Source organism: Sorangium sp. So ce385 (assembly GCF_051474135.1).
GTDB classification, from domain to species: domain Bacteria; phylum Myxococcota_A; class Polyangia; order Polyangiales; family Polyangiaceae; genus Sorangium; species Sorangium cellulosum_D.
In genome coordinates, this window is record NZ_CP150337.1 from 8484345 (window position 1) to 8510610 (window position 26266).

General features: G+C 73.3%; 18 protein-coding genes. 6 read left to right on the forward strand and 12 right to left on the reverse strand.

The window, feature by feature from the left end:
- Positions 1 to 38: 38 nt before the first annotated feature.
- The 4 genes from WME83_RS30850 to WME83_RS30865 all read right to left on the reverse strand — a co-directional run bounded on the left by WME83_RS30850 (position 39) and on the right by WME83_RS30865 (position 6077).
- Positions 39 to 1292: a TIGR02270 family protein gene (locus WME83_RS30850; protein ID WP_437313289.1), complete on the reverse strand. Its 1254-nt coding sequence runs from the start codon at positions 1290 to 1292 to the stop codon at positions 39 to 41.
- Positions 1289 to 1765, reverse strand: coding sequence for a DUF6484 domain-containing protein (locus WME83_RS30855; protein WP_437322067.1), 477 nt, complete (start codon positions 1763 to 1765; stop codon positions 1289 to 1291). Before WME83_RS30855 ends, WME83_RS30850 begins: the two co-directional genes overlap by 4 nt.
- A gap of 214 nt (positions 1766 to 1979) precedes the next feature.
- Positions 1980 to 4118: a type VI secretion system Vgr family protein gene (locus WME83_RS30860; RefSeq protein WP_437313290.1), complete on the reverse strand. Its 2139-nt coding sequence runs from the start codon at positions 4116 to 4118 to the stop codon at positions 1980 to 1982.
- 219 nt (positions 4119 to 4337) lie between these two features.
- Positions 4338 to 6077, reverse strand: coding sequence for a DUF2169 domain-containing protein (locus WME83_RS30865; protein WP_437313291.1), 1740 nt, complete (start codon positions 6075 to 6077; stop codon positions 4338 to 4340).
- A gap of 464 nt (positions 6078 to 6541) precedes the next feature.
- Between WME83_RS30865 and WME83_RS30870 the strand changes: the two genes are divergently transcribed.
- Together WME83_RS30870 and WME83_RS30875 are read left to right on the forward strand one after the other, a co-directional pair.
- Entirely contained in the window at positions 6542 to 8389 is a 1848-nt protein-coding gene (locus WME83_RS30870) for a glycoside hydrolase family 43 protein (RefSeq protein WP_437313292.1), read from the forward strand.
- 97 nt (positions 8390 to 8486) lie between these two features.
- Complete coding sequence (locus WME83_RS30875) at positions 8487 to 10538, forward strand: B12-binding domain-containing radical SAM protein (RefSeq protein ID WP_437313293.1); 2052 nt, start codon at positions 8487 to 8489, stop codon at positions 10536 to 10538.
- Positions 10539 to 10553: 15 nt separating this feature from the next.
- Here WME83_RS30875 and WME83_RS30880 read toward each other — a convergent pair whose 3' ends face one another.
- The 3 genes from WME83_RS30880 to WME83_RS30890 form a co-directional block, all read right to left on the reverse strand.
- Positions 10554 to 10916, reverse strand: coding sequence for a VOC family protein (locus WME83_RS30880; protein WP_437313294.1), 363 nt, complete (start codon positions 10914 to 10916; stop codon positions 10554 to 10556).
- Positions 10917 to 11284: 368 nt separating this feature from the next.
- Positions 11285 to 11551 carry a hypothetical protein gene (locus tag WME83_RS30885; RefSeq protein ID WP_437313295.1) on the reverse strand — a complete coding sequence of 89 codons (267 nt, stop codon included), beginning with the start codon at positions 11549 to 11551 and terminating at the stop codon, positions 11285 to 11287.
- Positions 11552 to 11714: 163 nt separating this feature from the next.
- Positions 11715 to 13022: a DUF362 domain-containing protein gene (locus WME83_RS30890; protein ID WP_437313296.1), complete on the reverse strand. Its 1308-nt coding sequence runs from the start codon at positions 13020 to 13022 to the stop codon at positions 11715 to 11717.
- Between the two features lie 373 nt (positions 13023 to 13395).
- Here WME83_RS30890 and WME83_RS30895 point away from each other — a divergent pair, with 373 nt between their 5' ends.
- From WME83_RS30895 to WME83_RS30905, 3 genes are all read left to right on the forward strand, one after another.
- Positions 13396 to 13560, forward strand: coding sequence for a DUF1328 family protein (locus WME83_RS30895; protein WP_044988936.1), 165 nt, complete (start codon positions 13396 to 13398; stop codon positions 13558 to 13560).
- 39 nt (positions 13561 to 13599) lie between these two features.
- Positions 13600 to 13866 (forward strand): hypothetical protein, encoded by a 267-nt coding sequence (locus WME83_RS30900; RefSeq protein WP_437313297.1) that lies wholly within the window; start codon positions 13600 to 13602, stop codon positions 13864 to 13866.
- Between the two features lie 205 nt (positions 13867 to 14071).
- Positions 14072 to 19006: a translocation/assembly module TamB domain-containing protein gene (locus WME83_RS30905; RefSeq protein ID WP_437313298.1), complete on the forward strand. Its 4935-nt coding sequence runs from the start codon at positions 14072 to 14074 to the stop codon at positions 19004 to 19006.
- 58 nt (positions 19007 to 19064) lie between these two features.
- Here WME83_RS30905 and WME83_RS30910 read toward each other — a convergent pair whose 3' ends face one another.
- Positions 19065 to 19829 (reverse strand): hypothetical protein, encoded by a 765-nt coding sequence (locus tag WME83_RS30910; RefSeq protein ID WP_437313299.1) that lies wholly within the window; start codon positions 19827 to 19829, stop codon positions 19065 to 19067.
- Positions 19830 to 20278: 449 nt separating this feature from the next.
- Positions 20279 to 22057: a hypothetical protein gene (locus tag WME83_RS30915; protein WP_437313300.1), complete on the reverse strand. Its 1779-nt coding sequence runs from the start codon at positions 22055 to 22057 to the stop codon at positions 20279 to 20281.
- Between WME83_RS30915 and WME83_RS30920 the strand changes: the two genes are divergently transcribed.
- Positions 22032 to 22205, forward strand: coding sequence for a hypothetical protein (locus WME83_RS30920; RefSeq protein WP_437313301.1), 174 nt, complete (start codon positions 22032 to 22034; stop codon positions 22203 to 22205). The genes WME83_RS30915 and WME83_RS30920 overlap by 26 nt on opposite strands.
- A 504-nt stretch (positions 22206 to 22709) precedes the next feature.
- On the opposite strand, the gene WME83_RS30925 is transcribed toward WME83_RS30920, so the two are convergent.
- From WME83_RS30925 to WME83_RS30935, 3 genes are read right to left on the reverse strand one after another with little or no spacing between them, the layout of a single operon-like run.
- A complete protein-coding gene (locus WME83_RS30925; RefSeq protein ID WP_437313302.1) occupies positions 22710 to 23921 on the reverse strand; it encodes a hypothetical protein in 1212 nt (403 codons plus the stop codon).
- An 8-nt stretch (positions 23922 to 23929) separates the two neighbouring features.
- Positions 23930 to 24613, reverse strand: coding sequence for an RNA polymerase sigma factor (locus WME83_RS30930; RefSeq protein WP_437313303.1), 684 nt, complete (start codon positions 24611 to 24613; stop codon positions 23930 to 23932).
- 59 nt (positions 24614 to 24672) lie between these two features.
- Complete coding sequence (locus WME83_RS30935) at positions 24673 to 25992, reverse strand: hypothetical protein (protein ID WP_437313304.1); 1320 nt, start codon at positions 25990 to 25992, stop codon at positions 24673 to 24675.
- Between the last annotated feature and the right edge of the window lie 274 nt (positions 25993 to 26266).

A 26266-nucleotide genomic window follows, 5' to 3' on the forward strand; every position in this document is an offset into this window, starting at 1 on the left:
GGGGCGCAGGATCGCCGAGTTTCACCGGTCGCGCAATGTCAGCTTCCCGTGCGCGCCCTCTCCTGCGCCCATGCCGGCCCCCGCACCTCCACCACCCCCCGCCGCGCCCCCCGCAGCGCCAGCTCCACCGCCGCCGCCGCCCTCGCCGGCTGGCTCCCCCGCTGCAGCGCCTCCTCGAGCCACGCCACCTCCATGGGCCTCCCCAGGAGGTACCGCGTCCCCCGCTTCAGCTCCTTCCCCCGGCTCCCCCACCACGCCGCGATCTTCTCCCGATCCGGCCACGGCAAGCTCTCGTCCGGATCCATCGCGACGTCCTCGTCCTCCGGATCGTCGCTCGGCCCGCTCTGGAACCCCGCCGGCCGCGCCCCCCGCAGCTTCGCCTCCTCGAGCCCCACCCCGGTGATCATCGTGAACGCCCCGCCCGCGATCCGCGCGAGCTCCGGCGTCCCCATGCACTCGAGGATCCACGGCATCAGCGCCGGATCCCCGAGCGCCGCCGCCCCCGCGAGCGCCGCGCGCGCCCCCCGCGGCGCCCCGGCGATCGCGCGCAGCCACGTCGATGCCAGCGCCGGCTCCATCCGCCGCATCGCCATCGCGCACGCCCGCTCCGCGAACGGCCCGCCATGATCCGCGATGGCCCCGAGCACCCGCAGCGCCGCCGCGTCGCCGAGCACCGCCGCAGACCACGCCGCCGCGAAGCGGCACGCCTCGTCCTCGCTGCCCAGCGCGCCCCGCACCTCGTCCAGGAGATCCGCCCGCCCGAGCTCGCCCACGGCGCGCAACGCCCTGGCCCTGAGGCGCAGATCGCTCGACGTCACCGCGTATCCCAGCGCCGCCCCCGGATCCTGCCGCTGCACCGCGCACGCCGCGATCCCGATCGCAACCAGCTCCGGCCCGACCCGGTGCGACAAAAGCCCCGGAAGGATCGACCGCGCCTTCGAGAACGACACCCAGCCCAGCGCCGACACCAGCGCCCGCGCGAGCGCCGGCACGGCCCCGCCCACGTCGAGCACCTCGGCGATGCCCTTGAGATCCCGCCGCTCGACCGCGAGCACCATGGGCGCAAACAGGCTCCCCGGCTCCTCGTCGTCGATGGCCGCCCTGCAGACCTCCCACCCCGCGTCGCCGGCGAGCCGGAGGCCGTCGACGTGCGCCTCCAGCCGCTCGTCGAGCTCACCCAGGCTCTCGAGATCATACACCGGGTCCAGCACCGCCGCGTCCCGGTACGACCACAGGAACGCCGCCTCGGAGGCGTGCTGCTCGAAGACTTCGGCTTCTATCGTCGAGATCAATTGATCTGCACCGAGCCGCCCTGGATCCGGTTCACCCCGGAGGACCGCGTGAGCAAATACGCGCCGCGAATCAGGATCTTGCCAGCCCGCGTCAGCGTGATGCTGGCCTTGCCGCACTGGAGCACGATCTCCTTCTCCGCGGTGAACACCAGCCGCTCGCCGTCCGCCGTCGCCGTCGCGCCGTCGCGCCTCGCCGCGCTCGCGCCATCCCCGGCCACGTGCATCCGCCCCATCACCACCGGCCTGTCGCGCCGCCCCCCCTCGAACAGCAGCGCGACCTCCCGCCCCTCGTCCTCCGGCCCGAGCGCCGTCATCGACCGCGCGGGGACGCCGCCGCCGCCTCCCAGGACAGCCGCCTCGACGAGCGGATCGCCGTTCTGCCCGAACCCCACGATCCGCCCCACCACGACGCCGTCGATCGGCCCGGCCTGCGCGGCCTCCGCCGCGACGCGCTCCTCGTGCGCCGCGACCACGAGCTCGAGCAGCCCCTCCGCGCCCTCGAGCGCGTCCGCCTCGCCCGCCGCCTCGTCCACCCCCGCCTCGCCAGAGGCCGCCGCCTCGCCGCCCTCCTCCTCCATCAGGATCACCTCGCCGCCCTGCTCCGCCGCCGGCGCCCGCCCATCGTCGCTCATCGCCCTGCTCCTCCGCTCCCGCTCGCCTCGGAGCGCCCGCGCTCCACCGCCCGCCTCAGTTCATCCCGACGTTGCTCCCCTTGATCTTCACGTTGCCCGAGGCCTCGACGTTCACCGCCCCCTCGCTCTTCACGTCGAGCTTCTTCCCCTCGACCCGGACCGGACCCTCGCCCTTCACCGTGATCTTCTTCCCCTGCACGGTGACGTTGCCGTTCTTCTCGATCGTGATCGTGGCGTCCCCGCACTGGATCGCGAGCTTCTCGCCGATGATCATCGTCTTCTTCTCCTTCACCTCCTCCTTCGCGCTCTTCCCGATGGTCACCGTCATGTCCTTGCCCACCGTCAAGGTGTAGCCCTCATCCACGTTCGTCGACTTGCCCTTGGAGACGCTCTCCGAGCTCGATCCCCCCACGGACTCGCTCTTGTTCTCGCCGATCGACGCGCTCTGGCTCTTGCCCACGTCGATCGACTGGCTCCCCGAGACCGACTCCGTGTGATCCCCGCCCACGCTGACGTCCCTGTCGCCCCCGACCGAGAGGCTCTCGTCCTCGCCGATCGTCTCGGTGTGGGTCTTCGCGACGTCGATGCGCTTGTGGCCGCCGATCTCCTCGCTCTGATCGTTCCCCACGACCTTGCTCCGGTCGTGGGCGACCTCGAGCATCTCGTCGTTCCCGATCCACTGCTTCTTGTCGTGCTCGATCGCGATGTTCCAGTCCTTCTGGCCGTGCAGGAAGATCTCCTCCGAGCCCTTCTTGTCCTCGAACCGGAGCTCGTTGAACCCGCCGCCCCCCGTCGAGCTGTTCGACTTGATGGTGCTCTTCGTCTTCTCCGCAGGGAGCGCGTACGGCGGCACGTTGGTGCCGTGATAGACGCTCCCCACCACGAGCGGCCGGTCCGGATCACCCTCGAGGAAATCGACCACCACCTCGTGGCCGATCCGCGGCAGAAACACCGCGCCCCACGCGGCGCCGGCCCAGATCTGGCTCACGCGGATCCAGCACGAGCTCTGGGCGTCCTTCTTGCCCTCCCGGTCCCAGTGGAACTGGACCTTGATGCGGCCGTGCTCGTCCGTATAGACCTCCTCGCCAGGAGGACCGACCACGATCGCCGTCTGGATCCCCTTGATCGTCGGCCACGGCGTCACCGACGGCGGGCGATAGGGGACGTCGGAGGGGATGACCTGAAACCGGTTCCCGTAAGCCGGGACGTCGCTGTCGGTGACGGCGTCCACCACCGGCTCGTGGCCGTGATGGTGCACGGAGACGAGCAGATACTCGCGGTTGAAGGCGTCGCGGCCGTGCTCCGCGAGCGTGAAGGTCTGGCCAGGGACGAAGCGCGGGCAGGCGCTCTCGCCGCTGCCCGTCCTGCGCGAGGTCTGGAGCTGCTCGAGCCGGATCTTGGCGAGGCCCGAGCCCGCGCCGGGCGCGTCGTAGTCGCCCGGATAATCGTAGACCTCGAGATCGTCGTCCGCGTCCGCCTGGGCGTTGCTCTCGAGCGACAGGCCGGGCTTCTTGAAGTTGTAGTCGCGCAGCGTCACCTTCCCCGACCGCACCCGCTCGACGTACCGGAAACGGGAGACGTGCTCGCCCTGAAACAGCGCGCCGAGCTGCGGCCGGAACACGACGGTACCCTCCCCCGCGATCGGCCCGTGCGCAGAGGGGCTGTCGGCGAACACGAGTACGTGGCCGCCCTCGCCGTGCTCGAAGTAGTAACAGATGCCCTCCTCCTCGAGCAGCCGCGACACGAAGGCGAAGTCGCTCTCCCGGTACTGCACGCAATACTCCCGCGCGCGGTAAACCCCGCTCAGCAAGAAGCGGTAGCCCTCGCTCGGGATCCCGGCGGCGCGCAGCACCTTCTCGATGATCTCCGGGGTGGTGAGCGCCTGGAAGATCCGGCTGTTCCGGCGGTGCTTGAGGCGCGCGACGTCGGGCACGATCGTGGCGTGATAGGCCGTGAGCCGCTTGCCCTCCTCCCCCTGCTCGAAGCTCGCGACCACGCCGTGGACGAGCCGGGGCTGCTCGCCGATCTGAACGGTGAGCAGCGCCGGCTTGCCGACGACGTCCGTGAACGCGATGTCCTTCTCCGGCGAGGCGACGAGGACATCGAAGTGAAAGAGCTCGGAGATGCCCTCGCGCCCCTCGAACCGCGTCACACGGAGCTCGTGCTCCAGTCCGTCGACCTGAAACAAGTGCATGGACTCTCCCTTGAACCGACGTGAGCCGAGCGGATGCGCGGACGGACCGCGGGCAGCATTCAGCCGGATGCCATCCTACGTGCGGCGCCCGCTCGACCGCAATGGATGACGGCCCTCGAATCCGGTACGACCCCGGGACGGTCGCGGGCGCGCCGGTCGAGCCGCGCGCCGGTCGAGCCGCGCGCCGGGACGACGCCGCCCGCCACGACCGGTCCCGCGCTAGATGGAAGCCAGATCGGCGTCGGCCATCGCCGCGAGGAACTGCGCGCCAAGCCCCTCCGGTCGACCGCGCGCATCGCCGAGGCCGGGTGGCTGCACGAAGGGCGGCGCCGCCTGGGCGTGCGCCACGGCGGGAGGCGCCGGCGCGAGAGGCGCGGGCGGGGCCGGCGGCGCGCTCGACGAGGCGGGGCGACGCGCGGTCTCGGCAGCGGCGGCGGCCGGCGCTCGCCGGGCGTCGAACGGGGTCGCCGCGAAGGCGACAACCCTGGCCGCATCCTCGGCGGTGAGGGCGCTCGTCTCCCCGAGCAGCTCGCGGGCGCCGTGCCGCGCGGGCGAGGGCGCCGCCGCGCGCGGGGCGGCGGCCGGCAGCGACGCCGCCGGCGCGGCGGGGCGAGGCGCAGCCGCGCGCGCGGGCTCGGAGGGCGCGCGGCGCGCCCCGAACGGCGTCGCCGCAGCGGCGGCCGCCCTGGCCGCATCCTCGAGGCTGAGCTGGCTGGTCCCCGCAAGCACGGCGGCCTCGCCGGGCGGCGCGGTCTCGCCATGCGGCGCAATCTCACCGCGCGGCGCGGCCTCCCCGCGCGGAGCCGCCTCCGCGGCCGGGCCGGTCTCCACGGGCGCATCGCTCTCGCGGGCGCGCGGCGCGGGCCCTTCGGAGCGATGTGCAGCGACAGCGGCAGCAGGCGCAGCCGGCGGCGGGGCGCTCGAGCGCGCCGCGCGGGCCGGAGCGCGCCACGGATCGAACGGCGTCACGGGCGCCGCGACCACCCTGGCCGCCTCCTCGAGGCTCAGGTGGCTCGTGCCCTCCAGCGCGCCGCCCCTGTCGCCTCGCTGCGACGCCGCCTCGGGCGGCGCGGCGCCTATGGCGGAAGCGCCGCCAGCGCCGAACGGATCGGCCCACGCCACCGGCTGCCCCGGGAGCTCCACGCCCGCGAGCACGCGCAGCGACGCGAGCTCCGCGGCCTCCACGGGCAGATGGCCACGCCACACCACGGAGCAGCAGCGCCGATCCACGTCGACGTGCACGGTGTCGGCGCGGAGCGCGATCGGCTCTCCAGCCCGCGGCGCCGCGCCCTGCCTCCGGTAGAGCCGCGCGGCGCCGCGGGCCTCGGGCAGCTGCGTCCGGAGCTTCGGCCGCTGCGCGATCATGCCGCCGAGCACGATCCACTCGTCGCCGCGCAGCGCGCCGAGGCGCTGATCTGCCGGCGCCGCCTGGAAGTAGCTCGCGTCGAGCCCCTCGGGGATGTCGAGCCCGAGGCCCGCGAGGCGGCGCGCGTCGACGCCGCCGAGCAGCCGGCTGCGCGGCGGCGACGAGCGGGAGAGCGGCCCCATGCCTTCGATGCGAACATGCGATCGACGCGCGCCGACGCGCGCGGAGCCGTCGAGCTGCGCCAGCTTGTCGATGCGGACCTGGCCGCCCTGCACCACCGTGAGCCGGACCATGACCTCCGGCGACGAGAACGCCGGCGGCAGCTCCGCGTGGCCGGTCACCACGACGTCGCACTGCGCGCGGTACGGCGCGAGGTCGCCCGCGGTGCGGAGCCCCCGGCCCGACGGATCCGGCTGCTCGTCCGGCGCGATGGGCTCCGGCTTCACGAGGGCCATGCGCCCCTCCGGGACGAGCGCGAACGTCGCCTTCACGACGACGGTGACATGGAGCTGGCCGCGCAGGAGCCAGGTGACCGTCGCAGCCTCGGCAGGACCGACGGGGGAGATCGCGACGTGCTGCGTGGATGGGCTCATCGAAGCTCGACGCAGCATGCCTCACGACGCCCCCGGGCATCCAGTGACGAGTCGCGCCCCGGCCCGGGTCGTTCACGAGGCCATCGGCCGGCTGCTCGAGCCGCCAGGTGACCCGACCCTGGCTCAAACGTATTCGTAAGTTTTCCTCATGCGGAGGCTTCAGTACTCTCCGGGCGACCTTTGGTCGTTGGTGGCGAGTCCCGAGGCTTGCCGAGGTTCTTGACGTGGTCGGGTCCAGCCTGACCAGCGAGGTGTTCTTCATGAAGAGCTTGTCCGCGATCGGTGCCCCTCCTGGAAGCGAATGGAGGCGCGGGGACGCGCTGGGGGGTCGTGAGAGCGAGCCGAGTCAGGCCCGGTCGTCCGGGGTTTCTGGCAAGCTCGTGTCTGTCGATGGAGGCCGACGGCTGGCGGGGCGCTCCCATCGGCGCGTTGCGCGCGTCGCCTTCGTTCTGCTGGCGCTCCTCGTGAGCGCGTGCACCAGCGAGGATGCACCCCCGGGTACGAGCGGCGATCAAGGCCCCGGCTCGGGCACCGGCGGCACCGGCGGCGACGGCGGCACCGGCCCCGCCTCCGGCACCGGCGGCGACGGCGGCACTGGCGGCGACGGCGGCGACGGCGGCGACGGCGGCGACGGCGGCACCGGCGGCGACGGCGGCAGCGACCCGGATACCTCGATGCCCCCCAGCAAGAACCCGCAGTTCAGCTGGTTCGAGTACGAGGGCAAGGACCCGGTCTATCAGGAGTTCACGGCCGGGGAAGGCGAGTACTCGAACCCGATCCTCGCAGGGTTCTACCCTGATCCCAGCCTCTGCCGGGTCGGGGAGGACTACTACCTCGTCAACTCGTCGTTCTCCTACTTCCCCGGCGTCCCGATCTTCCACAGCCGCGATCTCGTCCACTGGACGCAGCTCGGGCACGTGCTCGACCGCCCCTCGCAGCTCGACCTCGAGAGCCAGGCGATCTCCGAGGGCATCTTCGCGCCGTCGATCAGGCACCACGACGGCGTGTTCTACATGGTCACCACGCTCGTCGGCGGCGGCGGCAACTTCTTCGTGACCGCCACCGACCCGGCGGGGCCATGGTCGGACCCCACCTGGCTCAACAGCGTCGACGGGATCGACCCCTCCTTCTTCTTCGACGACGACGGCAAGGCCTATGTCGTCAACAACGGCCCGCCGGCTGGCGCGTCGCTCTACGACGGCCACCGAGCGCTCTGGATCCAGGAGTTCGACGTGGCGACGCAGAAGATGGTCGGCCCGCGCTCGGTGATCGTCGACGGCGGCGTCGACATCTCGAAGAAGCCGATCTGGATCGAGGGCCCCCACATCTTCAAGGTGGATGGAGCCTACTACCTGATCGCCGCCGAGGGCGGCACGGGCGATCAGCACTCCGAGGTGGTGTTCCGCAGCGCGTCGCCGACCGGCCCGTATGAGCCCTACGCGGGCAATCCGATCCTCACGCAGCGCCACCTCGATCGCAACCGGCCTTTCCCGGTGACCTCCACCGGCCACGCCGACTTCGTTCAGCTGCCGAACGGCGACTGGTGGTCCGTCTTTCTGGGCACCCGGCCCTACGAGGGCGACCTCTACAACACGGGCCGCGAGACGTTCCTGATGCCCGTCCGGTGGGTCGACGGCTGGCCGGTCATCACGGCAGGCACGGAGACGGTGCCTTACGTGCACGACGCCCCAGCCCTGCCGCCGCAGCCGGCGCCGGCCACCCCGACGAGCGGCAACTTCACGTACCGGGATGACTTCGACGGCGACGAGCTCGCCCCGGCCTGGAACTTCATCCGCACGCCCGTCGAGCGATGGCACGATCTCACCGCGTCGCCCGGGTGGCTGACCTTGAAGGCGCGCTCTGCTCACCTCGGGCGGCGCGAGCGACCGTCGTTCGTCGGCCGGCGGCAGCAGCACGGCTGGGCCACCGCCTCCACGGCCATGAAGTACCTGCCGTCAGCGCCCGGAGACGCGGCGGGGCTCGTCGCGTTCCAGAACGACGACTTCTATTACTTCCTGGGCGTCACGCTGGCGGACGGCAAGCCGGTCATCCAGCTGGAGAAGAAGGCCGGGAGCAGCGCGAACGGCGAACCCCAGGTGATCGCCTCGGCGCCGCTCGATCTCTCCGCAGGCGCGCCCATCCACCTCAAGATCGAGGCGCAGGGCCCCGCCTACAGCTTCTCCTACGCGCGTGAGCCCGGGGCGTGGGTCAGCCTCCTGGAAGAGGTCGACGGCAAGATCCTGAGCACGCAGCAGGCCGGCGGCTTCGTCGGGACCTACATCGGCCTGTATGCCTACACGGAGCAGCCGTGAGCAGCTCGGCGCGAGCTCTGTCCTCGAACCGATTGAACGGATGACGCGGTCGACCGGCCCGGACGCTCCTCCGGGCCTGTGCTAGACCGCCGCCCGCATGCGCATCGCGCTCGTCTATCCGCCGACCTGCGACCCCACGGCGCCGTACCTCGCGGTGCCGATGCTGACCGGCTTCCTCCGCGCGAACGGCGTGGAGGTGCTGCCCGTCGACGCGAACGTCGAGGCGTTCGACGCGCTCCTCACGCAGGACCGCATGGCGGGGCTCCTCGACCGGCTCGAGGGGCGCCTCGTCGAGCTCGACCGGCGCGCCGCGCTCCCGCACGCCGAGCAGCTCGAGTACCTGGCCCTCGCCCGCGCGCGCGGCGACGCGCACGCCGTCCCGGGCGCGGTCGAGGGCGCCAAGGCCACGCTCCGCTCCGAAGGCGCCTTTTACGACCCGGACGCCTACGCCCGCGCGGTCGCGACGATCGAGGCGGCGCTCGGCGTCGTGTCCGCCACGCACCACCCGCTCAAGCTCGACTTCACGGCGTACCGGACGCCGTTCGGCCTGATGTCGATGGACGAGATCGCCCGGTCGAGCCTCCCGGAGCACGATCCGTTCGACGCCTGGGTGCAGCAGGTCCTCGTGCCCCGGCTCCGCGACGCGCGCGCCGACATCGTCGGCCTCTCCGTGTGCTTCCCGGGCCAGCTCCAGCCCGCGTACGCGTTCGCGCGCAAGATCAAGGAGGCGCTGCCGGGCGCGCACGTCACGTGCGGCGGCCCCGGCGTCACGCAGCTGCTCCTCCGGCTCTCGGGCGAGCGGCTCGCGCGCGCCCTCGGCCCGTTCGACTCGGCGTGCCTCTTCGAGGGCGAGCACACCCTGCTCGCGCTCGCGCGCGCGCTCGACGAGGGCCGGCCGCTGCGCGACGTGCCGAACGTCGTGGCGCGCGACCGGCTGATGGGCGCGCGCTGGATGCCCGGCCACGGCATGGAGGACCTGAAGGCGCTCCCGGCGCCCGACTTCGACGGGCTCCCGGTCGGCGCGTACCTCGCGCCGACGCTGGTGCTCCCGTACGACCCGACGCGGGGCTGCTACTGGGGCAAGTGCACGTTCTGCCATTACGGGCTCGCGGAGGTCGGCACCGCGGCGTACCGCGAGCGCGCCGTCGAGACGATCGTGGCGCACCTCGGGGCGCTCGCCGCGCGGCACGGCACCCGCCACTTCTACCTGTCGCAGGACTCGGTCGCGCCGAAGACGCTCGTGAAGATGTCGCAGGCGATCCTCGACGCCGGCCTCGACGTGCGGTGGGCGACCGACCTCAAGCCGGAGAAGTACCTCACGCGGGAGCGCGCGGACGTGCTGCGCCGCGCGGGCGCCGTCGCCTGCGCGCTCGGCGTCGAGTCCGCGTCGCCGCGGGTCCTCGGCCTCATCGACAAGGGCGCGCCGGTCGAGGTCGTCTCCGACGTCATCGATCACCTCGCGTCCGCGGGCGTGGCCGCCGAGGCGATGTGCTTCACGGACTTCCCCACCGAGACGCACGCCGAGGCGGTCGCGACGCTCGATTTCCTGCGCGAGCGGCGGGAGGCGCTCGCGGTGTACATCGTCGGCGAGTTCGGGCTGACGCACGGCTCGCTGGTCGCGCAGGCGCCGGAGCGGTTCGGCATCGACGAGGTGTTCGAGCTGGAGGGCGACGAGCTCGGGCTCGGCCTGTTCTTCGTCCCGCGGGAGCCGTGGAAGACCGACGCCGAGCGCGCCGACGTCGACGAGCGGCTCGCCGACCTCTCGCGCGGCTGGACGCTGCGCAGCTATCCGTGGGCCGGCGCGGTGTCGACGGCGCACACGATCCTCCAGTACGACCGCTTCGGGCCGGGCGTCTTCCGGGAGCGCGCGGCGCGGCGCGCCGAGGGCGGCGTGCCCGGCGCGACGGCCATCGAGCGCGGGCTGCGCTTCGATCCGCGCGCGGCCGAGCAGGCGGAGGCGCGCGAGGCGGAGATCTGGGCGACGCTCGTCCACGAGGAGCGGCGCGTGGGGCGCGACGCCTACGAGCGGCTCGCGCGCTCGCTGCCGCCGCTCCGGCCGAGGCCGGTGCGCGTCAGGTTCGTCGCGGGCGCCGCGCCGGCCGTGACGTCGGGGCGGCGGCCGTCGCACGCGGCCAGCGCGGCGCGCTGAGCGCCGCGCGGGCCGTCAGCGGCGGTGGCTCACCTCGACGAGCACGCCGCCCGGCGCCCGCGTGTAGAACGCCGGCCCGCCGCGGACGTCCCGCAGCGGCGACACGTTCTCCGCGTTCGCCTCCCTCATCCGGTCATACGCCTCCTGGACCGCCGCCTCGCTCTCGAGCAGGAAGCCCACGTGGAACTGGGCCGGATAGCTGGTCGGGTCCCCGGCGCGCAGCCGGCTGATCACGAGCGTGAAGCCGGCCTCGTCCCGCAGGATGGCGAGGGCGTCGCGCCCCTTCTCCCGCTGGCATCGGAAGCCGAAGAACCGCTCGAAGAACTCGCTGGTCTCTCGGACGTCGGGTACGCACAGATCAAGGTGGTTGAGATGCATGTCGGGTCCTTTCAGGGGGTTGAAAGGTCGGGACCCACCATGCGCGGCCCGTCCGGCGCCGTCGCGTGCCGGCGCGCGTTCCCGCAGGATGCTGGTGATGGATGTGTTCGCCCATGGATGCCCCGACCAGGCGCAGCGCAGACTGCGTCCTGCTCGTCGTGGGTCCTGGCGCGCTGTGCGTCGGACAGAGCTCCCTTGCGGAAGCGACCGGGCTCACCGAACCGGTCCGCCTTTTTCGACACCCCTATGAAAGCGCAGGGTGGCAGATGCGTCAAGCAGGGTTAAACGGCCATGGAAGCCGATTTACGAGCGCGCGCGCCACGACAGCCGGGCTCTTGGCCGTGGTGATCTCGGACAGGATATCCGTGTCAAGGAGCGCCTTTCTCACCCGCTCCCTCCACGTCGCGCAACCTGGAGGAGCGACGATTCTCCCGGACGACCTCCATCATGGCGTCAACCGCCTCGGGGTCGTCGGCGAAGAGCCCGATCAGGAACGGCGCTGCCTCTGCCTCGCGTGTTAGCTCCTCGCTTGCAGAGCCGTCCGCGAGCTCATGGACCACGCGTTCGATGAGCCGGAGCCGCTCCTGGACCGGCAGACCTTGGAGTTCTTGAAAAATTCGCTCCACATCGGTCATCGGTCGGCCTCCTGCTCAAGCCCACCGAGGCCCAGCGTAGCGCGACCCCGGTACGCACAGGCCGGTCCAGTGGTGCGCAGAGAGGCCCGCCTGGTGGTCGGCGAGCGGGCGCCCGTCAGCGCCCGCTGCCACTCCCGGTGCGTGGAGGTGCCCCCCGCCTCCCCTACACCGCCGCCGCCCCGCCCCCGCCGGCCGCCTGCGCGCGCGCCCGCTTGCGGACCTGGATCTCCGGCGACTCCGCCACCGCCATCCCCACGAGGCGCATGCCCTCGAGGAAGTGCCGCACCCCGGTGCGGACCAGATCCGGGCTCGCCGACCCGACGTCGGGGTAGCCTCGCCCCTCCGCGTCGGGCTGCACCTTGCCCCAGTTCGCGAACAGCCGCCCCCACGGGCTCTCCAGCACGGGCGCCATCTTCTCCTTCGCGTACCGCGGGTACCAGAACATGTCGTGGTACGTGACCGACGCCACGTAGGCCCACGGCGCGAGCCAGGTCTTGAGCGACCACTCCACCGGCTTCTTCAGCGGCCCCCAGTAGATGCGGTGCTGGTTGCGCGAGGCGAACGTCATCTCCTTGAACGGCCCGTCGAAGTTCCAGTTCTCGTTCGCCGCGTCCAGGTCGCCCACGAGCTCGATGTCGCGCACGTCGCCCGTCCCGAGGCCGAGATCGTGCGCGAGGCGCACGAACTTGCAGTCGCGCATCGGGTCGAACCCCATCAGCTTCGCCGCCACCGCGTCGATCGCCACCTGGTCCGCCGACGCGAGCAGCACGTTCTTCACGTGCGGCACCATACAGCGCGGCCCGGGGCCGTCGCCCGCGAAGGTGCCGTCCATCACCGCGAAGACCCCGCGGTGGATCTTCTTCTGGATCATCAGGAGGTCCACGAGCGTCTCGTGGATCACCGGGTGCGTCCAGTGCCGGTGCTCGTTCAGCAGGCCGCCGAACGCGTTCTTCATCGCGCCCGTGGTCGTCGTGAAGATGTGCGTCTTCACCGTGGGCAGGTGGATGATGTTCTCCCCGATGAAGCGCTTCGGGATCGAGAACCCCTTCGGGTACACCTCGTTCAGACAGAGGAACTTCTTCCGGAGATCCCCGACCGCGTCCCCGATCGGGATCCACTCCTCCCCCTCGTAGAGGTGGACGTTGCGCAGGCCTTGCGCCTGCACCACGTCGATCTGCTTGTTCTCGCGCTCGCCGAGGTGGGCGTCGATCACGACCGTGCGGTTGTGGCACGCGTGGATCAGGTCCTTCGAGTACCCGTCCTTCGTCATCGCCCGGATGACGCCCTCCAGCTGCCAGGGCGTCGTGGATGAGCTCGGGTAGAAGAAGTGCCAGGAGATGTTCACCTTAAGCGCCGTGTCGGCGTCCTTGGCGATCACATCCTGGTAACCGGCCAGGTTCATCAGCCGGTGGTAGTCCGAGAGCACCGTCGCAGGGGACGTGCGGATCACAGCAACCTTCGATTTCGGCATGGCCGGGTCGTTATAGCTCGTCCCGAGTCGCCCGATCCGGGAAGTTGCGGGGGATCCCTGTGGAGGCTCCGTGCAGCGCGGCCGGCGCGGAGCAGCGCGGCGCGGCGCGCGCCCCGGATCTGCGCCCGCACAGGTGTCACGGTCGGGGCATCATGCCCCACGGCAGAGGCAGCCGCGCGGGCCCCAGGACGGAAGCGGCGGCGCCGAGCTCGGCGCCGCGCCGCCGCGTCCGCGTAGAACCCCGGGAAAGACGCCTCGGACCGGCCGCTGCCGCCCATCGGCACGGGGGCTGCAATCAGCTCCAAACAGAATCACGTTGAGGTCGTCCCCACGAACACAACGGGTCGACCCCTGAGACCCCTTGGAGGACATCATGCTCGGCTGGACTGTCACCTTCTTCATCATCGCGATCATCGCTGCCATCTTCGGGTTCGGCGGTATCGCCGCGAGCGCCGCGTCCATCGCGAAGATCCTGTTCGTCGCGTTCCTGGTGCTCGCCGTCATCTCGCTCGCGCTGGGGCGCCGCGTCCCGTCGTGATCCGCCGCGTCCCGGCGTGATCCAAGGAAAGGTGGAGCCATGAAGAACGCTTCGCAGCAATCTAGCGGTGAGCCCGTCCGGCCCGGCGCGCCGCAGGTGAGCCCTCCCGGCGAGAAGCCGGAGAACCCAGGATCGCCTGGCCGCACCTCGCCGGACCGCGAGATCCAGCTCCCCGGGACGGAGCGGCCCGGCGGGGATCCGGCGCCGAGGACGCACCAGCCCGAGGTGCCGGCGCCCACGCACACGCCCGAGGTCCCCGACCCGTCCCCCTACGAGGTCCCGCGCCACGACTTCCCGCGCGCGTAGGGCGGGCCTCAGCAAGCCGCGAGCGCCCGCCGTCCAGCCGACGGCGGGCGCGCGCGCATGGCGGATGACGCGCCTCGCGCGCCGCCGGCTGGACGGCCGTCGCCCCCTCGGGGAGATCTGCATGAGGCCGTCGGGTCTCCCCGGATTTGTCGGTTCGTCGGCCTCCCAGAGCTGCGGTCCCGCGGTCCATCCCTAGCAGATCCCTATGCCCGACCCGCCCACCCATCCTCCCGTGCCCAGCGCAGCCGTCCCGCACCGGCAGGGCCGCTTCCGCCGGGCGCTCGCCCGCGCGGCCTCCGTGACGGCCAGCGTGATCGGCCTGGGGGGCGTCTTCGTCGCTGCCGTCGGGGTCGGCGCGGTCGTCCACCTGAACACCGCCGCGACCCGCAACCTGACACGGCAGCTCGTCAACGACGTCCTGCGCTCGAGCCTGGAAGGGCAGATCGAGATCGCGCGGATCGACCACCTCAGCATCTTCGCGACCGATGTCGCCACGGTGACGGTGCGCCACCCCAGCGGCACGGAGCTCCTGCGCGTGAGCGGCGTCCACGCCGAGTTCAACGCGCTCTCGATCGTGAGAGAGCTCCTGCTCGGCGACGGCGACCTCGCCATCACGATCCCGCTCGTCCGGGTCGCCGACGCGGACGTCCTGCTCGAGCAGGACGAGCAGGGCGCGCTCACCCTCGCCGAGGCGTTCACGCCGAAGCCGTCCGAGGAGCCGCCCGCCGAGGAGGGGCGCCCGCTCCGCCTCGAGCTCTCGCGCGTCGTCCTCGATCGCGCCGCGGTCCACGGCACGGTCGCCCCCGAGAGCCCGATCGACGCGACGATCGAGGACCTCGCCGGCGGCATCGTCGTCGCGGACCGGAGCCGGTACGCGCTCGAGCGCGTGCGCATCGCCGAGCGGCGGCTCCTGCCGGTCCCCATCGAGGTGACCCGCGTCTCCGGGGACGTGGACGTCCCCACGGACGCGCCCATGGCGCTCACCGCGAAGCTCGAGGGGAGCGTCGGCGCGATCCCGCTCACGGCCGAGGGGGCGCTGAAGGACGAGCGCCTCTCGGCGCGGGTCGCGTCGCCGCGCGTGACCCCCGAGGCGGTCCTCGCGATCGACCCGAGCGCGCCGCTCGCGCGGCCGATCTCGGTCCTGGTCACGGCGGACGGACCGCTCTCGGACCTCGCCGTGACCGCGCGCGTCGCGGTCCTCGATCCGCTCGTCACCGACGACGCGGTGACCGGCGAGATCACCGCCCGCGCCCGGCTGGACGCGCTCGATCCGAAGCGCATCACGGCCGAGATCCGGATCGCCGAGCTCGACCCGCGCGCCTTCGCCGGGGCGGCCCCGGCCGCGCGGGTGAGCGCGGAGGCCCGCGGGGAGATCCACCTCGACGACGAGGGCGGCCCGCGCGTGGTCGCCGAGGCGAAGACGGAGCCGTTCCTCGTCGTGGGGCAGCGCGTGCCGGCGACCGAGGCGCGCGCCACCTTCGAGCGCGGCGCGCTGCGCGCCGCCGCGACGATCCACGAGCCCGGCGCGCCCATTGAGGCCAGCGTCGCCCTCTCCAAGGAAGGGGAGATCCAGTTCGAGGCGCAGAGCGAGATCCCGTCCCTCGGCGCCGTGCAGCACGTCCCGAGCGGCATCCACGGCAGCGCCGCGCTGCACGTCGAGGGCGCGCTCAAGAACGACGAGCTCGACGCCAAGGCGACCGTGCGCGTCGCCGGGCTCCGCGTCGGGTCGGATCTGCGGCTCGGGCGCGGCGAGGTCCGGGCCAAGGCCAGAGGTCCCCTCGACAAGCTCACGATCGAGGGCACGTTCCGCGGCGCGGATCTCCGCGCGCAGCAGTACGCGTTCAGCAGCGTCGCGGCGAGCGTCGCGGGGCCCGTCACGGCGCCGCGCGTGCGCGCGTCGCTGGCCAGCGCGGAGCGCCGGATCTCCGCCTCGGCCGATCTCGACATCGAGCGGAGCGAGGCGCGGCGGATCCGCGTGGAGGTGGCGCGCGGCGAGGACGAGATGACCGCGCAGGCGGCGCGCGTCGCGTGGGACCGCGGGATCGCCCTCCGCGGGCTCGAGCTGCGCGGCGACGGCGTGGGCGAGCTCGAGGGGAACCTGTCGCTCGTCGGCAACGAGATCGAGGGCGACCTCCGCGGCACCGCGATCCACCTCGAGCGCATCGCCGAGATCGCCGGGGTGCCGCTCGGGGTCGGGGGCCTCGCCAACATCGACGTGTCGATGCACGGCCGGGGCAAGCGCCGCGCGGGGCACGCGCTCATCGAGCTCGAGGACGGCTCCATCCAGGGCGTGGCGCCGCGGCTGTCGATGAACATGACCGCGCGCGTCGAGGGCGAGGCGCTGAAGGCCGACGGCCTGGTCCGGCTGATCGCGCCGCCCGAGCCCCCTCAGGCCCGCTCGCGGGAGGCCCTGCGCCAGGGCGCGACGCCGGGCGAGCCGTCGGCCACGGTCGGCGACCTGGCGCGGCGGCCGAAGACGCCGCCGCCCCCGGTGTGCCAGGGCGCGATCGCGCGGGTGCTGATCGACGGGGACGCGAAGGCGCTGCGCGGGCCGCTGCTCTCGGGGCGCACCTGGGAGACGGTCACCGGCTCGGCGCGCATGGACGCCGACGCGTGGCAGCTCGGGTGCCTGGCCCAGGCATCGCCGGTCCAGCTCGCCCTGAGCGAGCTCGCGGGCCGGCTCACCGCGCGCCTCGCGGTGGCGCGCGAGGCGGGAGAGCGGCTCCCGTCGGTGCGGAGCCTCTTGATCCGCACCGAGGGCCTGCGCGCGGCGGGCCCCATCGACGAGACGACGGGCGCGCCGGCGTGGGTGTCGAGGAAGCTCGACGCGCGGATCGCCGGCGATCTCGACGCGAAGACGGGCGACGCGCACGTCACGCTGTCGGTGTTCGATCGCCAGCTCGTGGCGGAGCTCTCGGCCGCGTTCGACGCCGATCTCCCGGCGCTCATGGCGGATCCCGTCGCGGCGCTCCCGCGGATGCCGGTCGCGGCGCACCTCAGCGTGCCGCGCCGCCGGCTCAACGATCTCGCCGAGCTGGCCGCCCTCGGGAAGAGGACCCCGGTGCTCTCCGGCTCCGCGGGCCTCGACGTGTACTTCGCGGGGACGATGGCCGATCCCCGGCTCGTGGCCCGCGCGACCGCGACGAACGTGGGCGGCAACGGGGGCCGCTCGCCGCTCGGCAAGCTCCGGCTCGACACCCTGCTCGTCTACGACGGGCGCGACGCCGCGCTCGACGCGTTCGCGTTCCGCGGCTCGCGCACGTACATGACGGCGAAGGCGAAGGTCGGCGCGAACGCCGCCGCCTTCCTGGGCGGCGCGGGGGGCGGTCCGCTCCTCAGCAAGGGCAGCCTCGAGGCGAAGATCGCGGACCTGCCGCTCTCAGAGATCCCCGTCCTCGCCGACATGCAGATCGGCGGTCAGGCGCGCGGCGAGGTCGCCGTGCGGGGCCTGTTCGAGGCCGCCCCCGAGGTCGAGGCGCGCCTCCAGTTCCCGGGTCTCGCGCTCGGCCCCGACGTGCGGTACGAGACCGCCGAGGTGTCGCTCGACATCGCGCCGCCGGGCGACGCCGGGCGCACCGCGGCGGTGGCGAACGTGCGCCTCGTGGGGCGCGACGGCGGCCGGCTCGAGGCCAAGGCAGAGGCGCCGATGAGGTGGGAGGCGAACGCGATCCCGACCCTCACGGACGACGAGAACGCCAAGGTGTCGCTCGCGGTCGATCGCTTCCGCCTCGCGGCGCTGGAGCCGTTCGTCCAGGGCTCGGTGAACCGGCTCGACGGCACGCTCGACGGCGAGGTGCGGCTCGGGCTCGGCGCGCAGGCGGGCTTCTCCGGCCAGATGCGGCTCACCGACGGCCTGGTCCACGTGGCCACGCTCGGCCAGCCGTTCGAGAACGCCTCGTTCCGCGTCACGGCGAGCCCCTCCGGCGAGCTGCGCATCGACGACATCCGCGCCGAGGCCGGCAGCGGCCAGGTCCGCGGCAAGGCGACGCTCCAGATGGAGGGGTTCGCGTTCCGGAGCGCCCGCGCCGAGCTCGAGATCCCGGAGGACCGAGATCTCCCGATCGCGCTGGAGGGCGTCCCCATGGGCGATGTGCGCGGCCGGGTGGTGCTCGCGGCGGAGAACCGGGACGAGCAGATCGCCGTCCGCGTCGACGTGCCCACGCTCAACCTGACGCTGCCGCCCACGATCGGGCGGAGCGTGCAGCCGCTCGACGAGAACGAGGACATCGTCACGTCGGCGCCGCTCAGCCGGGAAGAGTACGAGGCGCGGCGGGCGCCGGCCGAGCCGACCGAGGAGGCGAAGAAGCGCGAGGGTGGCACGCCGCTGCTCATGGATGTGCGCCTCGGCAGGATCGGCGTCGAGGGCGACATGGTGCAGGCCTCGCTGTCCGGGGATCCGGAGCACCCGATCCGGATCAAGGTCGCGGGGGAGACCCAGATCGAGGGCAACGTGAAGATCCTCTCGGGCAAGCTCGAGGTGATCGGCAAGGAGTTCGAGATCGAGCCGGGCGTCGTCGCGCTGCAGGGGGATCCCTCGAACCCGTACCTGAACGTGACGGCGTTCCACGACACGCCGGAGGGGACCCGCATCTACATCGACTACGAGGGGAAGCTCAACCCGATCACCGAGGAGAAGGTCACCTTCCGCTCGGAGCCCCCGCGCCCGGAGAACGAGGTGATCGCGGAGCTCCTGCTCGGCAAGGAGTACGCGGAAGGGACGCTGGCGGGCGGCACGTCCACCGAGGAGCCCGGCTCGGGCGGCGGCAGCAACGCGGCCGGCGGGGTCGCGGCCGGCGTGGGCACGGGGCTCGCGTCGGCGCAGATCAACATGGTCCTGCAGAGCATCGGCCCGCTCCGGAATTTCGAGACGCAGCTGGACACGACGGATGAGGGCGCGCTGAAGACCACGGTGGGCTACCAGCTCGGGCAGCGGGTGACCGCGAGCGCGAGCTACGAGGCGGGGCCCACGGGGGGAGAGGGTCAGGGGGCCGGTTCCCCGAGCAGCCCCGCCGCCGCCCAGGCCCGCACCGAGGTGAGCCTCGAGTGGCGGTTCCGCCGGGACTGGTCGTTGCGGGCCGGGATGGCGACGGGCGAGAGCCCGGCGACGACGCTCGACCTGCTCTGGAAGCACCGGTACTGAGCGCGATCCGGCGCGGGGCGCGCGCCTCGTGACGACGGCGCGCCCCGCGCGGGCCGGCTCACCGCTTCACGCAGATGCCGCCGCAATCCGCGCCGATCGCCGGATCGCAGTCGTCGCCCGGGTCGTCGATGCACACCAGCCCCTCGGGGCACGGGCGCGCCGCGATGCCGCCGCACGCCACCGGCGTGGGCTCGGGCGTCACGCAGATGCCGCCGCAGTCCGCCCCGCCGTGCTCCGGGTCGCAGCCGTCCGACGGGTCGTCGATGCACAGCTGCCCGTCGGGGCAGTCGAGCCCCGCGAAGCCCCCGCACGCCGGCCCGGGCTTCGGCTCCACGCAGATGCCGCCGCAGTCCGCCCCGCCGTGCTCCGGGTCGCAGTCGTCGCTCGGGTCGTCGATGCACACGAGCCCGTCGGGGCACTCCAGACCCGCGAAGCCCCCGCACGCCGGCGCCGGCTTCGGCTCCACGCAGATGCCGCCGCAGTCCGCCCCGCCGTGCTCCGGGTCGCAGTCGTCGCTCGGGTCGTCGATGCACACGAGCCCGTCGGGACACGGTAGCCCCGCGAAGCCGCCGCACGCCGGCGCCGGCGGCTTCGGCTCGACGCACACGCCAGGGCAGTCCGCCCCGCCGTGCTCCGGGTCGCAGTCGTCGGCCGGATCATCGACGCACTCGAGCCCATCGGGACAGCCCGTCCCGAGGAACCCGCCGCACGCCTGAGGGCCCGGCGGGTCCGTCGTTCCTCCGGTGTCGCCGCCGCCTCCCCCCGGGTCGCAGCCCACGAGCCCGATCACGATCAGCAAGAGCCCTAGTCCTTTGTGGCGCATCAGAACCTCCGCGTTGTGCTTGTCCGAAATCCGGCGCGGCCACCAGCGCATCGGCCGCGCCGCGAGCCTCTCGCGCGGGCGCTGCCGACGATGACGCCCCCGGTGTGATCGTCCGGGCCACCTGTAGCGCTGCTGCGGTCTGCGTTCTCGAGCAGCGCGTCGTTCGAGGGGCCGCGTCCCACCATGCGCCCGCCCTGAGGCAGCATCGGTGCCACTGGAAATCGCTGAATTCCGCGCGGAGCTCTCGGCGTCGAGCGCGCTCACCGCGACCGGGATGTCTTGCTGTGTCGCAGTTGTGCCAACGGCTTGACGGGAGGATCTCGGGGCCTCCAGGGCGGAGGCCCTTGCCTTGGGGGGCATGGGTGGCGCGCCCGGGCGGCGCGCGCAGGAGGCGCGGCGCCCGGGCGCGGGTCACGAGACGCGGTCGCGCGGCGCGGTCGCGGTCGCGATCAGAGCGACGCGTCGAGCCGCTCGAGCACCGCCCGGATGACCGGCGTGTAGCCGAAGTCGCCCAGCTCGCTGTCGGGATCGTTCGTCTGTGCCGGGCAGATCGAGCCCGCGATCGCCTGGTCCCCGAGGCTCTTGAGCACCCGCAGCTCGCGGATGCCGGGATAGGCCTTGGCCTTGACCTGCGTCGTCGTCCGCGGGCTGGGATCCGCCGGTGCGTTCCCCTCCTGCGGCTCGCACAGCGGGTTGTCGTTGGCCTGGCCTTGGATATTCCTGCAGTCGCAGCTCTGGGCGTTTCCTTCGCAGCTGCGCTCCTCGACGTCGAAGATGCAAGCGTACTGGAGGTCGCCGGTGCTCCCCGCCGGGATCGTGTACTCGCGGCCGTTGATCGCGTTCCACCCCGTGGCGTTCGGCGGGACGATCGCGTCGCCGGTGATCGGGTTCGCGCCCGAGCGCGGCGCCGTCGACTCGATCATGAACGGGTCCGCGGGCGCGACGTTGTTCGCCGGATCGCCGACGACGAGGTCCCAGACGTTGTAGGAGCTGCCGGGCAACGTGGAGCCGAGCTCGGCGGCGCTCTTGAGCCCGCCGACTGGATTGCCTTGCTCGTCGAGGCCCGCGTCGAGGTCGGGGACCCCGAGGGCGTTCTGGCGCGCGAGGTCCTGCCACGGCACCCCGACGATGCCGGTGAAGATGACGTGCTGCGGCCCGCGCGTCAGGGTGTTGCCGTCGTCGGGGTGGGTGAAGATCGGGTTCGGCACGAGGTCTCCGGCCCGCGTGGGCACGTACGGCGACGAGAGCGCGTTGGTGTACCGCTCGAGCGGGTAGAGGAAGTCGAACCCGAAGCGGCGCTTCTGGTCCCAGCACCGCGAGTTCACCGGGTCCTCGGCCGCGGAGAGCCTGGCGGGGAAGCCGTCGGCGCCCACGCACGTCGGGTCCGGGGGGCACCCATTCTGGTTCTGGCTGCAGGACCTGCAGCACGCGTCGTTCGGGTCGATGGCGCACTCGCTCCGCGGCCGCCAGAGCCTGAAGCCGTTTCTGGTCTCGGCGACGAGGTAGTTCCTGCCTTCGTCCCTGATCGAGCAGTCGTTCTCGTCGGAGAGCATCACGATGAGCAGGAGCGAGTCCGGCCGGAGGAAGTCCCGCCGTTGGGTCATGAGCGTCTCATCGACGCCTACCGGCGTGGCGATGTCGCCCTGGATCTCGATCCGCTCGTACGGCTCGGGATCGACGAGGAAGCGGTACATGCTCTCCAGCGGCGCCTCAAAGCCGCACCCCGCCTGCCCGACCCCGGCCACGATGGCGCTGAGCTTGCTGTGGAGCGTCGTGACATCGGAGTCCCCTGCCGGATCGTGGGCTCCGGCCGGATCCCACACGAGGAAGCCCTTGTCCTGGTAGGTCGGCAGATCGTTCGAGCTCGACTCGTTGGAGCGCGCGAGGAGGTGGGCCATATCGACGTTCGAGGGCGACGTCGTCGCGGGGCAGGCGCCCGACCCGTGGCCGCCGAGGCTGCTGCTGATGACGCCGATGTGCATGTCGTGCACCGGGTTGCGCACGCGCGCGGTGCCCGCCGGGCAAGCGTCGAACCCGGTCGCGGGCTGCTCGGCGTCGCTCACCGGCTCGCCGCTCGGGTCCACGCAGATCGGGTTGACGATGTTGGACACGAGGTCGGCGGTCGCCAGGCGCAAGATCTGCTGCTTGTCCGCCATCGAGCCGGAGTTGTCGATCACGAAGAGGACGTCGACCTTGTCCGGCGTGAACTCCGGCCAATCCACGTTCACCAACCCCGAGGCGCTGCTGGTGACGACGCTGCTGGAGCTGACGGTGACGTCGACCCCGCCTCCGCCTCCGCCGCCTCCGCCGCTGCCGCCGACTCCCGAGCTCGACGACGAGCTGGTGTTCGCCCCTCCGAGCGAGATCTCCACTTGACATGCGGCGAGCGACACGGCGCTCACGACGACAAAGGGCGATACGGTCCTCAAAAGCCTCGATGACATGGCTCCTCCATGAGCGGCCCCGAGAGCCGCCGCCGAAAGCCTGCTGTGACAGAGCGTGAAGGGGCGCTCCCCCCGCTCCCCATTTCAAAAAAGCATCTCCCGCACAACAAACATCCCACGCCCTCCCCCTCCCTCCACCTGCGCCCCAGACGTCGCCCCGCCCGCAAAAACCGAGCCCCATGATCCAAGGATTCAAATCGCGCAGACACTAAGCACGCAGCCCCCCGCGCTCTCCATGCCTCCGCGCATTGCTCCCGCCATCTCTCTGCCGCGCATCGCGCGCCCCTCCCCTCCTTCCAACCAGCGCATCCAGAGGGGGGCGATTCCGCACAGGAGACGGGCCCATATCGGCGTTTTCGGCGCGCAGGCGTACTCCAGTACGCCGAGCACCGAAAACGTCGAGATGGGCCCGTATCCGAAGCGGAATCGCCCCCCTCTAGTGGGTGAAGGAGTGGAGGCGGGAGACGTGGGGGCTGGACGGGTAGGCGCGGAGGAACGCCGAGGCGCGCTGCGCCGCGGCCGCGCGCTGGCCGCTGTGCCAGAGCGCTTCGATGGTGAGCGCCTCTCGCTCTTGGGCCAGCGCGCCGCCCGGGAAGCGGAGCCGCGCCTGCTCGGCGATCAGCAGCGCGCCGGCGGCGTCGCCGCGCCGGAGCGCCGCGCGCGCGTCGGCGAGCAGCGTCAGCTCCTCGCGCAGCCGGCTCTCTCGCGAGGCCGCCGGGCTGGCGGCGCCGTCCGCGAGGGCGGCGCCTGCGGCTTCCGGCGCGGGCGTCCCTTCCGCCTCCGCGGGTGCTGCCTCGGCGACCTCGGCCCCGTCCGCGGGCGGCGCGCTCGCGGCGCGCTCCCGCCGCGGTGCGTCCGGCCTCGCGGGGGCCGCGGCCGTGCGGGGCCTGGCCGGCGCGAGCGGCCGGTCCGCCATCGGCTGCGCCGCCTCGGCCGGCGTGGGCGCTTCGGCCGGCCGCGCCGCCTCGACCGGCGCGGGCGCTTCGGCCGGCTGCGCCGCCTCGGCCGGCTGCACCGCCTCGGCGTACGTCGCCGGCTCTTGCGCCAGCTGCGCCGCCGCGGGCGCGACGGCCGGCGCGACCTCCACGATCTGAGCCGGCGGCGCCGCGCTCGGCGGGGCCACGACGGCATAGCCGGCGAGGAACAGGCCCCCGCAGGCGGCGCCGAGGAGCATCGACTTCACGATGCCCGCAGCGCCCGCCGCGCCCGCGGCGGCGACCGCTGCCGCCGCGCCTGCGGTGCCGGCAGCGCCGACGCCGCCCGCAGCGCCCACCGCGCCGGCAGCGCCGACCCCTGCGGCCGACGCCACCTTGCCCGCGGATGCGGCCGCGATCTTGCCCGCGGACGCGGCGGCGACCTTGCCCGCCGACGTGGCGACGGCGACCTTGCCCGCGCCGCTCGCGGCAGCGCTCGCCGCGCCCCCCGCGTTCGCGGCAGCGCTCGCCGCGCCCCCCGCGTTCGCGGAGAGCGCCCCTCCTCCGGCGCCCTGGATCCCGCCGAGCGAGGCGGCTCCGGCGAGGCCGAGCTGCGCGGCCATCGCGGCCCACACCCGCTCCTGCGCGCCGTCGGGCGGGTCCACGGGTGGAGCTGCACGGAGGAGATCGCGCTCCGTGTCGAGCGCGCTCACCTCGGCATCGAGCCAGCGCACCGGATCGCTCATCGCTCCCCTCCCGCGCGCTTCCAGAGGGATCGCCGCTCGACCCCCGGCAGGGGCAGGACGATCGAGGAAGACCCCGGCGGCGCCGGGCCCCGCTCGAGGGCCGGGAGCCCGGCGTCGACGGCGGCCGCCTTCAGCACCGGCTGCGATTTCGTCGGCGTGGCCCCACCCACGCGGAACTGATCGCGCGCGTTCAGGCGCACGACCGCGCGGCGGAACGCGTCGCGCGCGAGGCGGAGGCGCGAGTAGACGGTCCCCAGCGGGACGTCGAGCAGCTCGGCGACCTCTTCGCCGCCCATACCGTCGAGCTCGAAGAGCGTGAACACGGCGCGTTGCTCGAGGGGCAGCTCGTCGAGGATGGCCTCCAGGAGCTCGATCGCCTGGCGCCGCTCCGCCTCCGCGCCCACGTCGGCCCGGTCGTCCGCGCAGTCGAGCAGCGGCTCGTCATCGTGAGCACGCCGCCTCATGTGCGCCAGCTTGCGCCGGTCGCGGGCGACGTGGAAGCAAATACTATAAAGCCAAGTTGTAATTTTTGAGCGGTTCTCGAATTCGGGCAACCGCCGATGGACGACGAGGAAGACGTCCTGAACCGCGTCGGCGGCGTCGCTCTCGGGCACGCCGAGGCGTCGCAGCGAGCGCCAGACGAACCGAAAATGCTGCGCATAGACCTCTCCGAAGGTCATTCTGTCCTGCCGCTCTTCGCCATGCTCACCCCGTCTGTGGAGGGTCTCCTGCCTCGCCATCAGAAAATCGACACGCGGGCGCTCAGGCCGACGAGCAGCCCCACCGGCGATGGGTCGAGCGCGGGGTCCTCGGTCACGGCGGCGCCCGCCTCGGCGCCGGCGCGGCGCTCGATCGTGACGCGCGCCCGCACGACCGGCGCGAGGAGCGTGGCGCGCGCGGCCCACCCGAACGCGCGCGTGCCGAAGAGGGGCCCTTCCGCGAGGGCCGAGGCGCCGAGGGCGAACCAGGGTGCGGCGGCCTCGCGGTCCGGGTCGAACCCCTTGCCTGCGCCGTGGACGGCGCCGAGCAGCGACACGGCGCAGGCGGAGAGCCGGAAGCCGTCGAGCTCGCCGAGGAGCGTCGCGCAGCCGCGCGCGGTCGCGGCGACGAGCCCGACGGAGACGGCGCCCGGGGCGATCTCGATGTCCTGACGCGGCAGCCACACCGCGCCGAGCCCGGCGGACCAGGCGCTGCGCCGCAGGGAGACGTCGGCGACCGCGGCCGGTCGGAACAGATCGAGCATGCCCATGGTCCCCGCGGCGCCGAGCTCCAGCGCGACGTCCCCGCGCGGCGCCTGGGGCGCAGGGCGCGGCGGCGGGACGGCGACGGGGGCCGGCGGGGGGGCGGGCGCGGCCGGGGGCGGTGCGGGAGGAGGTGCCGGCTGGCTGTCGAGCAGGATGGCGACGGTCAGCGCCACCGCCTCGACGAGCTCGTCGCAGGTCGCGCCCGCCTCGGACGAGAGCTGCCGGGCTCGGCCTCCCGCCTGGAGGACGGCGGTGTAGGTGGCATCGGTGCGGAGAAAGTGCACCTCGAACTCGGGTGCAACGCCGGCGATCGCCGGCGCGGCGGCGGCGCCGGCGCCGCTGGGCACGCCGGCGCCCGCGGGGGCGCTGCCGGCGGCTGCGGGCGCTTCACCCGGACCCGCCGGCGCGCCGCCAGGGCTTGCCGGGGCGCTGCCTGCGCCGGAGGGCGCGCTACCTGCGCCGGCCGGAACGCCGCCCGGGCCTGCCGGCGCTTCACCCGGGCCCACCGGCGCGCCGCCAGCGCCGGCCTGAACGCCGCCCGGACCTGCGGCGTCGTCGGCCCCCGCGGAGGCGCCGCCTGGGTCCACCGGGCCGCTCGCGCTCGCGGGCTCGACGGCGCGCCGGTTCATCACGCGCTCGACCGCGGCGGCGAGCGACGCCGCATCGGGGCAGTCGGCCGCCGAGGGCGCCCGGTGGACGGCGAGCCGAGGGAGCGGCGGGGCGCCCAGGGCGACGCGCGGCGAGCCGACGGAGACGGCGCACAGGGCCAGGACGGCGCACAGCGCACCCCGGCGCGAGGGATGAGGGCAGGTCACGGGGCCTCCCATTACCGCAAGGAACGGCGTAAGCGGAATTAGGACGCGCCGGCCGCGATCGCCTTGGGCCGACGCGTCGCGATCTCGAACGGCCAAGGCCGCCCGATCCGCCCCGGCCAGGCTGGCGTGACGAAGCAAGAATGCAGCGGCGCTCGCGGCGCCGCGCGCGTCCGAGGAGGGCGTCGTCGCCGCTCCCGCGCTCGACGACACGCTGCGCGATCGAGGGGACCGGCGACGCGGCCGCGAGCGCCGCGCGCGCAGGATCGGAGCGGGC

Excerpts from the sequence above, each read along its gene's own strand:
- WME83_RS30885 (WP_437313295.1), bottom strand. The coding sequence starts at position 11,551 with ATGACCGATGTGGAGCGAATTTTTCAAGAACTCCAAGGTCTGCCGGTC.
- WME83_RS30880 (WP_437313294.1), bottom strand. The coding sequence starts at position 10,916 with ATGCATCTCAACCACCTTGATCTGTGCGTACCCGACGTCCGAGAGACC.
- WME83_RS30860 (WP_437313290.1), bottom strand. The coding sequence starts at position 4,118 with ATGCACTTGTTTCAGGTCGACGGACTGGAGCACGAGCTCCGTGTGACG.
- WME83_RS30895 (WP_044988936.1), top strand. The coding sequence starts at position 13,396 with ATGCTCGGCTGGACTGTCACCTTCTTCATCATCGCGATCATCGCTGCC.
- WME83_RS30900 (WP_437313297.1), top strand. The coding sequence starts at position 13,600 with ATGAAGAACGCTTCGCAGCAATCTAGCGGTGAGCCCGTCCGGCCCGGC.
- WME83_RS30930 (WP_437313303.1), bottom strand. The coding sequence starts at position 24,613 with ATGACCTTCGGAGAGGTCTATGCGCAGCATTTTCGGTTCGTCTGGCGC.
- WME83_RS30875 (WP_437313293.1), top strand. The coding sequence starts at position 8,487 with ATGCGCATCGCGCTCGTCTATCCGCCGACCTGCGACCCCACGGCGCCG.
- WME83_RS30890 (WP_437313296.1), bottom strand. The coding sequence starts at position 13,022 with ATGCCGAAATCGAAGGTTGCTGTGATCCGCACGTCCCCTGCGACGGTG.
- WME83_RS30865 (WP_437313291.1), bottom strand. The coding sequence starts at position 6,077 with ATGAGCCCATCCACGCAGCACGTCGCGATCTCCCCCGTCGGTCCTGCC.
- WME83_RS30910 (WP_437313299.1), bottom strand. The coding sequence starts at position 19,829 with ATGCGCCACAAAGGACTAGGGCTCTTGCTGATCGTGATCGGGCTCGTG.
- WME83_RS30905 (WP_437313298.1), top strand. The coding sequence starts at position 14,072 with ATGCCCGACCCGCCCACCCATCCTCCCGTGCCCAGCGCAGCCGTCCCG.